This is a genomic window from Nostoc sp. (genome assembly GCF_036917375.1).
GTDB lineage: Bacteria > Cyanobacteriota > Cyanobacteriia > Cyanobacteriales > Nostocaceae > Nostoc.
Window position 1 is genome coordinate 30,740 of the sequence record NZ_JBALDN010000059.1, and the last position, 13,161, is coordinate 43,900.

Sequence of the window (13,161 nt, forward strand, 5' to 3'; positions counted from 1 at the left end):
ATCTCAGTAAATAAATTCAATAATCAGGTTTGGCATTTGCTGCAACAGGAATATTAAATGCGTGCAGGCGTTGTTGTTGAACTACGCATTAGCCCCCTAATGGGTAACGTCTGTATGCATTCCTGTTCACTTCAGCAGCAAATGGTAGAGTGGGAGTTTGAAAGCTGACAGATATGCTTCCTCCCACTCTCTTTTTATTGAAACAGAATTCAGGAGTCAAAATTCTTCTTTAGAAGTTAGTCTCTTGTAAAAACTCAAGAATCGTTTTATTCAACACCGCAGAAGCCCCAGTTGAGGCATCATGACAGCAGTTAGATAAAATCTGTAATTTGGAATTGGGGATATGTTGATGTAATTTTTTACCATGACTAGCAGGAAACCAACTATCTTGCTCACCCCACAAAACTAGTGTGGGACACTTAATTGCACTCAGGTTATTTTGAATTTTGGTGAGCATATTTGGCTTGTTTGCTTGCCAATTCTCAATTTCTCGTGCGGCTATTTGTAACTCTTCGGCAACTTTGGCGATCGTACCAGGCAATTCAGTAAACGGGTAAGTTATCCAATAGATATCTTCCTGCGTCAAAATTGAGGGATCGAATAATACCCCACGTCTTTCTATTGCCATAACTTCTCTAAATAGAGGTGCAAACAAATATGTCAGACGTAAGGAGTCAATTGTTTGCATTACTTCTAAAGGCGTTTTAGCAAGCAACCACATAGACCAATGGGGTAGCTGTTCGGCAAAAACAGGTACGTTTACTACTATAAGCCGTCCGATTAACTGCGGATTTTCTTGAGCAAGAGCAAGGGCAACTAATCCCCCTAGAGATTCTGCCACAATGACTGCGGGTTCATCACATAATGCCTGAATAATTCTTTGAAACTCAATAACTTGATGACCGTTGTGTTCTTTACGAGATAATGGTTTTTCCGAAAAACCAAAACCTTTGGCATCAAAACAAATTACTCGGTAATATTTAGATAATGCTGCTACACTGTGGCGCCAATTGTAGCTCCAACTCCCCATACCATGTAATAAAATTAGCGGTTTACCTTTACCTCTTTCGCCATAAGCAATTTGTACAGGATACCCTTTAGCATCACTAATAACTAGACTTTGCCGCCCTTTGGGAAAAGTAGCTTGCCACCAATCTTTCATTCTTTTATCAATAAACAATTTAACCGCCTGTAAAGACGCTCCACAAGATTCTAATTAGGATCACAGGCAATGCTACTAAGACAATGGAGATGAGCAATAATCCAGCCAAAACGGCAAAGATAAACCACCTGTCTGCACTCTTTTGCTCGCTGGGAAACTTTAAGTATTCTTCTAAGAGCTTGATATTATTAGTGTTAGCTCTCCAGGCAAAATCAAAAAAGTCTCCCAAAACTGGGACAGCGCCTACCAAGCCATCAATGATTACGTTCAAAACCATTTTACCTAGAGTGGCTCTAGATACGCCTAGCCGTGCTGCTTCTAGAATGATGTAGCTAGAAAACATTATTCCCAAAAAATCACCACCAATTGGTATGAGTCCTAAAATTGGATCTAAACCAAAACCAATCTTTGTACCAGGAATGGTAATAACATTATCCAGCAGCCGACTTAACTGACGCAGGCGCTTCAAAGTGGGTGCTTTGGCATCAGGTTCAATCATCGGAAATCGAGGAGGAGAATCAGGCATGGAGGCGATCGCTAACTTTGTATTGAATCGTTAGATATTTTACTCCCCTACTGAGCTTTTGCAATCATTTTCTCAGGGATTTACGAATTAATATTTGACTTGCGATTGCGGCTGGGCTTTTAAGCGCATATCTTCGCCGACAGTTACGTTCAACTGATCGCCGATTAACAGAACAGCAGCGCTCATTGACAGCCAAAGCATTAAAACTATGACGGCTCCTACAGCACCATATACTTTATTATAATTGCCAAAATTCGCCACATACAGCCGAAATAGGGCAGACAATATTGCCCAAAAAACAGCCGCTAAAATTGCTCCAGGCATCATTGGCGTGCCTGAGTTCCACTTGCTTGGCCCATAGCGATAGACAAAGCCAAAGGCGACAGCAACAATGCTTAAAGCTAAAGGCCAGCGTAACAGCTGCCAAAGATGTAACAAAAAGATTAAAGAAGTATTTTCACGTACTACCATTCCCAATAGCCAATCGCTAGTAAACACTAAGAAAGAAGCCAATACTAAAAGCAACATAGTACCAACTGTTAATCCCAGAGAGACGAGCTTGGCTTTCCAAAAAGGGCGGATGTTTTCTGGAGGAATTTGATGGATTTGATCGAGGGCTGTCATAGCTGTATTTACCGCCCCAGAAGCAGTCCAAATTGCTAATACAAAGCTTAGAGAAAACAAACCGCTGTTTTTGGAGTTGGTAATTTCTGTGGTGGCAAAATCACGAATCAAATCCAAGGCTTGTTCCGGTAAGACTTGACTTAGTTGCACTGCCAGTTGTTTAAAGGTGTTTTGTAAAGATTCTGCCAATAAACCAATAGCTGTGATGATCGCAAGAATTGCTGGAAACAGCGATAGCATTGCATTGTAGGCGATTTCCGAGGCGAGTCCAAAAAGTCGCCTTTCGATTGTCCTGGAAAAAGTTTTTTTAATCGTGCGCCAATTGAGATGGACAAAGAAGCGAAAAAAACGAGGCTTTGGCATAATTTAGAGTTAAAACTGGTTGGGTTTATTAACTACTGTGCTAAATTTTGCGTAGCGATCGCATCTATCTTTCTACCGCAAGAATACCGAGTGGGAAGTGGGGGAAAGTTCCTAACTAATGACTATTAATCTATGAATCAAGATTTAACACAACAGTGGTTGACAGAAATCCAGGTAATCAAAGAGCAGATGGCACAGCTGCAACACGAGCGCGATACAGCTTGGGAAAGTGCCCAAAAATGGCGTCAGCTTTACAACACAGAAGCAGAACAACGCCGCACAGATGCCCAACTGTCCCAACAGACGATCGCTTCTCTCAAAGCAGAACTGCATAAACTTCAAGGTTTTGAAGTAGACACACTGACTGCTGGGACACCAGTAGCGATTCAACAAGAAATAGAACAACTAAAATCTGTGGAAGACTTGCAAGCTAAACTTATTGCCGCGATTAAAGAACGCGATCGCCTCTTGCAAGCTTTGAAAACTGAGCAGGACAATCACGCCCAAACTCGCAATAACCTGACTACTGCCTTGGGTGATGCTATTGATAGTTTGGCACACGAACGAGCAGGGGCAGGGAGCAGGGGAGCAGGGGAGAAGTTGCAGTAAGTTTTTCTCCTCTGCCCCTCTGCCCCTTCCCATCCCCAATGCCCTAAAATCCCATTGCCTCAGCTACTGCGCCCAGTTCTGCCGCGATACCTTGTTTAAATTGACTGTGATTGTGTTTAATGGCTGTATCTGGGTCTTTTAGTCCATTGCCTGTGAGTACACAAACGACTGTCGCTCCTGTGGGAACTTGGTCTTTCACCTGCAACAACCCAGCCACAGAAGCAGCGCTAGCAGGTTCGCAGAAAATACCTTCTGACGCTGCCAAAAGTCGATAGGCGTCGAGAATTTCGGCATCGGTAACGGCATGGAAATTTCCCTGACTTGCGGTTTGGGCTGCGATCGCTAACTCCCAACTTGCAGGGTTGCCAATACGAATTGCTGTCGCTAGAGTTTCGGGATGCGCCACTGGCTGACCGTGTACTAAGGGGGCTGCTCCTGCGGCTTGGAATCCCATCATCTTGGGCAGGCGATCGCACTTTCTGGCTTGATGATATTGACAAAATCCCATCCAGTATGCTGTGATATTTCCCGCATTTCCCACGGGAATACACAACCAGTCTGGTGCATCACCCAATGCATCGACAATTTCAAAAGCTCCTGTTTTTTGTCCTTCTAGCCGATAGGGATTGACTGAATTCACCAAAGTGATCGGATAGCTTTCGGCCATCTCGCGGACAATTTCTAGCGCTTGGTCAAAATTACCTTTAATTGCCAATACTTCTGCGCCGTACAACAAGGCTTGAGCTAACTTACCCAGCGCCACATAGCCGTCGGGAATCAGTACAAAGGCATTCATGCCTCCCCGTCTGGCATAAGCGGCGGCCGCGGCTGAGGTGTTGCCCGTGCTAGCACAAATGACTGCTTTTGCCCCTGCTTCCTTGGCCTTGGAAATTGCCATAGTCATCCCCCGGTCTTTGAAGCTACCGGTAGGATTCAGACCGTCATATTTTACAAAAACCCGTACTTGTCTGCCAATGCGTTCTGCGATCGCTGGGGCTGGTATTAGAGGTGTGTTGCCCTCCAACAGAGTCACAATCGGCGTTTTTTCGCTGACAGGTAAGTATTCGCGATAGGCTTCTATCAGTCCGGGCCAGGGTTGGCGATGAGATGTAGCAACAGACAGGCTCAAAGTCACGGGATTTAAAATTTCTTAATGTAAGGATTGGATATTTAGAAAGGCTGGGATCGGGAAGCGCAAAATGGCAAAGAGGAAGAAAGTAAATTTTTCTTTACCAGCTGGCTGTTCAGAGTTCCCTAATCCCAAAGAATCTTGTTAAGAATATTATTTTTTGTAGTGCAGGTGTTTCACTTGCTATTTTTATTTAGAACGTTAATTTATCATAAACCGCCACGGCGACCTTCGGTTCAACAAATTACCTTGGAGGAGACTGACAAGGTGAAAAATCATCTGTAAATCTATAGGACTCTTATTTGATTTTTGAACAAGACTGAGTACGTATTTATCCTATTCCTTATTCTATGTTCCTTGTCTATAGAAGTAAATTCAGGAATCAAACCTGATTCTTATATCAGACTTAGGTCATAACTCTCTAAAACTCTAATTTATCCGTAGTTTAATTTGCGCTTAGTGAATTATTTTATTCAAAACTATCTATGTATTTTCCCACCCTATGTGTTTCAGTGAAGATAGGAAAATACTTAAAAGGCTGTCTCTTTTTGATGTTAGCCTTCCACCTCCCTTTCTACGAGAGACTGCACCAAGTGCAAGTGCTTCGCCCTACGTTTTTTCATGATTTAGGATAATTCTTGATATAGTCTACATATAATTTCTTGCGTAAATTCCCTAAAAACAGCGATAATCATTTGTACAAGCATAATTGACAGACTATAAATTCGCTATTCCTAAGTACCGTCCAGCGGAAGGAAGCTTTACACACTTGGATCAGTGTTTTTTTGGAACACAGCCATTGTAATCACCGTCTTTTATGATTGAACGCAAAATCCATTAGAGTAATTGATTGAAAATATACAATAATGTAATAAAGCTTAAAAGAGCATTATTATAATATTTCTAATGGTGTGAGTTAAATTGTGGATTTAATTAGCGATGCCTACTTATTTATCTAGTGTTTCCGATCGCGAGTCCCAGACTGCCTGGGTCAGTAAGTTAAGCAAGTCTTATTATCAAGACGATCAGCAAGCTAAATTGATGCATTTACAAGCAGAGGTAGACTCTCTGTTGCAGCAATTGGAAAACTTGAAGCACCAACGTTTAGCCGAAACCAACCAAAAAGAAGAATAAGTCCGTCTTCTAGATAGCGATGTCTACGACGGGTGGTTCCTGAGCGCAGCCGAAGGGCTACGCCTACGCTTTTCCCCTGTTTAATTTAAATTTGAGTAAAGGGGAAATTTGAATCAGGGGTGCGTTATTCAAAGCGCTGATTTTTCTCTGACCAGCGCCTCAAACTGTAGTTATGAGCATTTTCTACCAGTAAAGCTAAGGATTGCACCCCTGAAAGCTTGGCGATCGCAGAGAGTCTTTGTAAGTAATTTCCTGTAAAATCAGTGTAAATAACTTTATTTGCATCAGACAAAATTATAGTCCGGTCGCGGCGCTGCTCTGGGTTTTCTCCCTGAATTTCAGGTGTTGGCTGCTTCAAGGATGCTATGGCTTCTGGGGAGATAGTCAGTATTATTTCTGGTTGAGTGTTATTTGTTAAATCAATCACTTGAACCGGCCAATCACCCAATTTTTCCTGCATCTGTTCAAAGCTAGGAATAGCACCAACCGGAAATTCACCAGATTGTTGTAAAGATTGCCACAGACTTGATAGCATTACCTTCACCCCTTGGGGATTTTGTTGATGCAGCTCTCGCAGAGTAATAGGAGATGGTTGCACCCATTCCAATGCTGCATTTGTCAAAGCTAAAGGTTTGGGTTGGAGAATATCGTTTTCATTATCTGGAATTTTTGGGCCAGTAGCTAATAGGCGCAAAACTTTACCCCGTAGCTGTACCGCTTTGATAGCGGCTATAGTAATTTTTTGTTCTCCGTTAGGCAACCAAACTACAATCTGGATTTCCGGGTCAGAAGTGATTCCCAAAGTTTTCCAGAAAAATTTGGCGGCGTCAGTTTTCGGGGGGTTGAAATTTTCAAAGGGAAAATTTAGCCAACGTTTCCCGTCATTAAATGCATTCACCTCTACCTGATACCAAACTTGATTATCCATCAGTTTCAAATCTGCTGAGGAATTTGGTTGCAGCCATTCGGTGTTGTTAACTTCAGTAATTGGTTGCACCGTACCAACAATTTGACTAGGGTGAGTAGAGGATATTTGCGATGTACCCTTACCATTGAGTCTTGCCAACAAATCTTGAATATAGGTAAGATTCTCTTTGGTAATTTTTGGTTGCGCCTTTAACCAAGAATTAGCATGTCCTTCTCCCCGTTGCACTGCTAAAATCAGCGCGAACCAAGCTTGTACCTCTCGTCTATTTGGGTTCACCTGCAACGCTGCTGCTGTGCGATTCCACAACCGTTTTTCATCAGTTTTGAGTAGAGTAGCAATTTCTTGGGCATTATGTGGCGACGCTTCAAACACCTGTAAAGCTTTCTCCCAGCGACCATCAATCAAATCTGCCAGCACTTCTTGACTAGGACTTGCCCAAATTTTCTGGGCTTGGGTTTTAGTAAGTTGAGAATGCAAGCGAATCACATCCATTTGTGCTTGCGCCGCTTCTGATAAAATTCCTTTGCGCTGTTTCTTGATAAATTTCAACCATTCAAAGGCTGGTGTCCACAATCCACTACGAGCAATTGACAGAGCATTTTGATATCCAGAATCCTTGAAAGTCGATGATTTGAGGCTAATCGCCTCCAATTGAATTGGTTTGAGGAATAACTTCAAAGGTTTGACTTGATAAACCTGTAAATGCGGTTCTAAACCTACTGTTTGATCGACAACTAACTCTTTTGTAGCATCACCAGTTACCTGCTGCCATTTGGGCAATTGTCCATTAGGACTAGTCCAAGACAACATTTGTAGTAAATTGGTACGTTCTGGATTGTAGTATACAACGTAACCGTAGCGGATATTACCAGTTCCTTGTCGGCGTTTACCGCGCAAATCAAACCAAACGCCTGATGATGGTGTCTTACCTTCAAAGCGTTGCACTTCAGTTAAAGGTAGGGGAATACTGATATCCTGGGGTTCTGATGTTCCATCAAGCAAAGAAGAAATCACAAAGGATTCATCTGGGCCAGTTACAGGGAATTGAGTCGTTAGATAGTAGTAATTTTCTGACTGAGATTTAAACTCTAACTCTTTTGAGCGCTCGTAAACCCTGAGTTCCACCAGTTCTTCACAATCAGATAGACAATTAGCACGTTGTTGAAAAACTGGTAATAAAAATGAGGTTTTCACATCCTGATATAAAGGTAGAGTTTCCCCAAATATTTGGTTTTTTTTACTCAAATCGAGTTGAATTTGTTTGAGAGTTTGGGGGCGTTCGTGCTTACCAAGGGGGATTTGTGCCCATGCAGGTAAAATTTTATTTAGCCAGCTTACTTCGTCTGGATTGAAGATGAAGAGAACACTAATCCAGGCAAAAGCCATAATTAGACTAGCACTACTTAAGATAATTGCGATCGCTAATATTGATGACAACCAACTTCCTCGTTTTAGCTTTTTCTGGGGTTTTTTAGCGACGCGTTTCATCGCACCAGCACGAGGTTGATTTAGTTTAGAGGCTTTTGGCTTCAGCTTGCGTGAACGATTTGCCATAGATTCGGGATTAGAGAATTGAGGATTAGGGATTGAGAAACTCTTTCTTAGTCCCCAGTCCCCATTCCCCAATACCCTGTTATACTCGCCCTTGCAAAAGTTGCCCAGAAGCATTAAGTCTAATTTGGGACAAAATCCGTAAATGTCCCCATGTGAACGCTAAACGATCGCGAATACACTCTTCACTTAAGTATGTGAGCAGAGTGTAAAAAATTGAAAGGTAGACTTATTAGCCGCAGTTATCGCAAAACCTGGATGCTCGCATCGTTACTAATTGCGGGAGTAAATGGAGTTGCACAAAAAGCATTAGCACAAGAGTACATCAATCCAGAAACTATTCAGGAGATAGGAGTTAAGGGCGATAACATTATTCCCTCATCCTCCTCCATCTCCCCAGAAGAACCGATGGCCCAAGTTACATCGGTATCTCAACTCAAGGACGTACAACCTAACGATTGGGCATTCCAAGCCTTGCAATCTTTGGTAGAACGTTATGGTTGTATAGCAGGCTATCCAGATAGCAGCTATCGCGGTAATCGCGCCTTAACTCGGTATGAATTTGCTGCGGGTGTAAACGCTTGTTTAGATAGAGTCAACGAATTAATCACTACAGCCACCAGCGATTTAGTCACTCGCAAAGATTTAGAAATATTACAAAAATTACAGTCAGAATTTGCCCCTGAATTAGCAACTTTGCGGGGTCGTGTCGATAATTTAGAAGCCAAAACTGCTGAAATCGAAGCCAACCAATTCTCAACAACAACTAAACTCAGTGGACTACTGATAGTTGGCATTCAAGGACGAACTAACAATCGTGGTGATGTTAATTTTAGAGATGGACAAAAGGATACAGATGATGCAGGGACAAATATTAATGTTATTTCCCTGGCGCAGCTGTATTTAACGAGTCAAATCACTCCGAGTAGTTATTTGTTTACAGGTCTTTTAGATGGTGACGGAAAAACTTCGCCTAGATTTACCAATAGCGTTTCTCGGAATGATGTTTTTCTTGGCTACGAATTTCCTACAGATAGCTTGATTGTAAGCGATCTAAATTTTCATTGGCTAGTGACAAATAAATTAGCAGTAATGGTAGGAACAGAAGGTGTAAGTATGCCAGCTGCTTTCCGAGGCCCCAATCGGGTAGAAAGTGCGGCAACAGGGCCATTATCTTATTTTGCCCAAAGAAACCCAATTTTAAATATGGGATATGGTCACGGTGGTATAGCTATTGATTGGCAATTTGCTAAACGCGCTAGTTTGCAGGCAATTTATACTAGTTATCAACCAGGAAATCCCGGTAAAGGTAGCGGTTTATTTGATGGAACTACCACTACAGGCGTGCAATTACTGCTGACACCAACCGATACTTTAGATTTAAGTTTATATTACGTTAACAATTACGCTTCCGATGGTTGTTTGCTAACCTTTGTTGGTGATGAATGCTTAACTACAGTTAATACTACTACCGGAAAATCAGCACCGCTACAAACTAACGCTGTGGGTGCGACTCTCACTTGGCAAATTTCTCCCCGCATTAGTGCAGGTGCGTGGGGTGGTTATACTAAATCTTATATTCCTGGACAATCGGGAAGTGTAGAAACGACAAATTATATGGTGTTTCTGAATTTCCCTGATTTATTTGCTAAAGGAAATTTAGGAGGAATTTATGTCGGTCAACCTCCTAAAATCACTAGTAGTGACTTACCGGTAGGAAATAATGTCCCTGATTTTATCAATACAGGTTTAGGACGAGCAGGTGGACAACCAGGCACGACTACTCAAATTGAGGCATTTTATCGTTTTCAGCTAACAGATAATATCAGCATTACACCAGGAATAATTCATCTTATCCAGCCTGGTAACACACCAGATAGTGACTCAGTTACTATCGGCATTCTGCGGAGTACTTTTAGTTTTTAATTTTAGTTTCACATAATAAGAAGCATCTGCGCAAGCCAGCACTCATAACTTTGGAAGATGCGGACATTGATTTATGGGGAAATGTTATAAATTTGGTATAAATAATCAACATATCTCCTTTTATGGGAAAGGTTAAAGGTTAAAGGTAAAGGGGAAATTCCATCCCTTTTCCCTTTAACCCTTCCCCTTTCCCCCACTTCTGCAAGAAGTCTAATAAAAAAGACGGGTTTAGCCCGCCTTCTGTATAATAAGTAAAAACATCTTGGTAATTTATGCAATATATCAAGATACTCTAATCACAATCTGCCAAATCGCCAAATACTTACCCATAAAACACAAGTATGAATTTCTCTGCAATTGGATATTTTTATCAGCTATAACTTTTACAATAAACATAATTTAATAGTTACTTATGAACCTAAGTATCGTTGATGATAAATTGCAGATAGAATTTACATTTAAAGAGCAACTGCTAGCTGTTCGTTTAAATAAGCTTTGGGAAATATCACTAGCCCATATTGAACAAGTTACAACAGCCGAACCCCAAAGTAATTGGCGAGAATTGCGTGCCCCTGGTAGCTTTGTTCCTGGAGTGATTAAGGCTGGAACTTATTACACTAACCGGGGTAAAGAGTTTTGGTATGTGAATCGAGAGACAAATTATTTAACTATTGAATTGCGAGATGAATCCTACAAGCGGATTATCTTAACTATTGATAACAATGATTCTTGGCAACAAAGACTTGCTCAGATCATTGCTGTATAGTTAGCCAAGCAAAATAACTCTCACAAGATTAAGTTGTACGCCATTGCTTATTAGTGTCAAGTTAAGCCAAAATATGCGAGAAAATCTCGTTTCTATGTATAGTCAACCGGAAATGCTGTCTGCATTGTCTCTGCCGTGAGTAAGAAAAGTGGTAGATATCTTAATGGGCGTTCCCAGTCTCGGACTGGGAAGGAATGAGGCAATCTTGTAAAGGCTGGTCTAGCTAGGCTTCTAGCTTAGTTGGTGTTCTGTGTATTAACCACCGGCGACAGCTGGGACAATACTTACTTCATCGCCATCTTTCAGTGTTGTGTTTATACCATCTAAGTGGCGAATATCTTCGCTATCGACGTAAAAATTCACAAACCGACGTAGCTTACCTTGTTCATCGCACAACCGGGATTTAATGCCAGGAAAGCTTTGTTCTAAGGAATCTAACAATTCAGCAATAGTGTTACCGCTAGATTCTAAAGTAGCTTGATTATTAGTAAAACTCTGAAGAGTCGTAGGAACTAAAACTGTTACAGCCATAGAAGTAAAAAGTGAAGAGTGGAGAGTTAGGAATAAAATTAAGAGTAAAGAGTTATGAATATAAAAAACTCATAACTCCTAACTCCTAACTAAACGAGGACTTGTTGCCATTCCAAGCGATCTAGAGTACGCGATCGCTCTAGCGCACGTTCAAAACTATCGAGTTTCGCATCAATAGTCAAGGGTTCACCAACGTAGCCTTGGATTGCTTCTTGGGTTTTCAAACCATTGCCTGTGATGTAAATCACGGTAGTTTCATCTGGATCGATTTTGCCAGCTTCTACCAGTTTTTTCAGCACGGCCACGGTTGTACCACCAGCCGTTTCTGTGAAGATGCCTTCGGTTTCTGCCAGCAACTTGATGCCATCAATAATTTCGGCATCATTGACTGATTCAATGTTACCACCAGTCTTCTGAGCTAGCTCCACAGCATAAATACCGTCTGCTGGATTGCCGATCGCTAGCGATTTCGCAATTGTATTCGGTTTTACTGGCTTAATAAAGTCGCGTCCTTCTTTGAAGGCTTGGGCGATGGGCGAACAACCTTCAGCTTGAGCGCCGCTGAAACGGACACTCTTGTTTTCTACTAAACCAACTTCGACAAATTCTTGGAACCCTTTATAAATTTTTGTAAAGAGCGAACCAGATGCCAAAGGAGCAACAACATGATCGGGTAGTTCCCAGCCTAGTTGTTCTGCAACTTCAAAACCTAGCGTCTTAGAACCTTCAGAGTAATAAGGACGCAGATTAATGTTGACAAAACCCCAGCCATGTGTATTTGCAACTTCCGAACAGAGACGATTGACTTGATCGTAGTTGCCTTTGACGGCCATGAGGGTAGGACTGTAGATCAAGCTACCGAGAATTTTACCGGCTTCTAAATCTGCGGGGATGAACACACAGCAGTCTAAACCGGCGTGAGCTGCGATCGCAGCTGTAGAATTTGCTAAATTACCAGTGCTAGCGCAAGAAACAGTAGTAAAACCTAACTCCCGCGCTCTGGATAGAGCGACTGACACCACCCGATCCTTAAAGCTCAGGGTGGGCATATTCACGGCATCATTTTTTATATAAAGCTTATTTAGACCCAGGCGACGGGCAAGACGGTGGGAACGAACTAGGGGAGTCATACCAGTTCCCACATCTATAACATTGTCAGTTGCGACAGGCAAAAAGGGACGGTAGCGCCAAATTGAATTGGGGCCAGCTTGAATTGTTTCACGAGTGACAGTCAGACGTAGGGCATTGTAGTCATATTTGACTTCTAACGGGCCAAAACATAACTCACAAACATTACTGGCTTTGAGTTCATATTCCGCACCACATTCCTTACACTTCAAGGCTTGAAAGTAGGCAGTGCTGGTTTGGGTTTGGGTTTGGGTTTTGATTGCCTGAGTCATAAACTAGCTTTCCCTGTTTGTCTGTCACTTGTCGCCTGATACTAACACGAGCAAAAATACCAGTCAAACATACCCGACTAAAATTATCGGGTATGTTTAGTATTGAGAGGAATGATTCTTGTAAAACTTTAATACTAGTAATCTCGATTTTTAGTATTTACACGTATATAGTTAATGTTATGAAAAAATAAAATAGATTACATTATTCAGCATTAACACTGAAACTTTCTATGATTAAATCGCATTTTTTTATGACGAAATTGCATTTATTGAAATTGCTATCCTATTTAAGCGATCTAGATCGCCTAGTTAATTTTCAATTTTTTTTATCTAAATGACTCTCCAGGGCAGTATATATTTCTGATAACAAAGACTCAAAAACATTTTTATATATAAGTTCTAGTGTTTTTGGCATCTGAATCAACTCACTAAAATTGCTATGTGTGTTGCCACAATAAAGTTAATTTTTTAGCTTTGATGCACTCATTGATAGCTAAAGAAGTTACTTATTT

11 protein-coding genes are annotated in these 13,161 nt (G+C 41.5%); 4 read left to right on the top strand and 7 right to left on the bottom strand.

Features of this window, described 5'->3' with window-relative positions; translation table 11 throughout:
• Positions 1-229 precede the first annotated feature (229 nt).
• The 3 genes from V7K45_RS15880 to V7K45_RS15890 all read right to left on the bottom strand — a co-directional run bounded on the left by V7K45_RS15880 (position 230) and on the right by V7K45_RS15890 (position 2,675).
• Complete coding sequence (locus V7K45_RS15880; RefSeq protein ID WP_335004984.1) at positions 230-1,162, bottom strand: alpha/beta fold hydrolase; 933 nt, start codon at positions 1,160-1,162, stop codon at positions 230-232.
• Between the two features lie 19 nt (positions 1,163-1,181).
• Complete coding sequence (locus V7K45_RS15885) at positions 1,182-1,688, bottom strand: DUF4112 domain-containing protein (RefSeq protein ID WP_322702134.1); 507 nt, start codon at positions 1,686-1,688, stop codon at positions 1,182-1,184.
• Positions 1,689-1,775: 87 nt separating this feature from the next.
• Positions 1,776-2,675 carry a YihY/virulence factor BrkB family protein gene (locus tag V7K45_RS15890; protein WP_335004987.1) on the bottom strand — a complete coding sequence of 300 codons (900 nt, stop codon included), beginning with the start codon at positions 2,673-2,675 and terminating at the stop codon, positions 1,776-1,778.
• Positions 2,676-2,807: 132 nt separating this feature from the next.
• Here V7K45_RS15890 and V7K45_RS15895 point away from each other — a divergent pair, with 132 nt between their 5' ends.
• A complete protein-coding gene (locus V7K45_RS15895) occupies positions 2,808-3,284 on the top strand; it encodes a hypothetical protein (protein WP_335004990.1) in 477 nt (158 codons plus the stop codon).
• 43 nt (positions 3,285-3,327) lie between these two features.
• Here V7K45_RS15895 and thrC (V7K45_RS15900) read toward each other — a convergent pair whose 3' ends face one another.
• Positions 3,328-4,419, bottom strand: coding sequence for a threonine synthase (thrC, locus tag V7K45_RS15900; RefSeq protein ID WP_335004992.1), 1,092 nt, complete (start codon positions 4,417-4,419; stop codon positions 3,328-3,330).
• 933 nt (positions 4,420-5,352) lie between these two features.
• Here thrC (V7K45_RS15900) and V7K45_RS15905 point away from each other — a divergent pair.
• Entirely contained in the window at positions 5,353-5,547 is a 195-nt protein-coding gene (locus V7K45_RS15905; RefSeq protein WP_335004994.1) for a hypothetical protein, read from the top strand.
• Between the two features lie 124 nt (positions 5,548-5,671).
• On the opposite strand, the gene V7K45_RS15910 is transcribed toward V7K45_RS15905, so the two are convergent.
• Positions 5,672-8,029: a hypothetical protein gene (locus tag V7K45_RS15910; protein ID WP_335004996.1), complete on the bottom strand. Its 2,358-nt coding sequence runs from the start codon at positions 8,027-8,029 to the stop codon at positions 5,672-5,674.
• 255 nt (positions 8,030-8,284) lie between these two features.
• On the opposite strand from V7K45_RS15910, the gene V7K45_RS15915 reads away from it, so the two are divergent.
• Entirely contained in the window at positions 8,285-9,952 is a 1,668-nt protein-coding gene (locus V7K45_RS15915; protein ID WP_335004998.1) for an iron uptake porin, read from the top strand.
• A gap of 412 nt (positions 9,953-10,364) precedes the next feature.
• A complete protein-coding gene (locus tag V7K45_RS15920) occupies positions 10,365-10,718 on the top strand; it encodes a hypothetical protein (RefSeq protein WP_335005000.1) in 354 nt (117 codons plus the stop codon).
• A 255-nt stretch (positions 10,719-10,973) separates the two neighbouring features.
• Here V7K45_RS15920 and V7K45_RS15925 read toward each other — a convergent pair whose 3' ends face one another.
• Complete coding sequence (locus tag V7K45_RS15925; RefSeq protein WP_335005002.1) at positions 10,974-11,249, bottom strand: ubiquitin-like small modifier protein 1; 276 nt, start codon at positions 11,247-11,249, stop codon at positions 10,974-10,976.
• Between the two features lie 89 nt (positions 11,250-11,338).
• Positions 11,339-12,649, bottom strand: a complete 1,311-nt coding sequence (gene thrC / locus V7K45_RS15930) for a threonine synthase (RefSeq protein ID WP_335005004.1) — start codon at positions 12,647-12,649, stop codon at positions 11,339-11,341.
• Between the last annotated feature and the right edge of the window lie 512 nt (positions 12,650-13,161).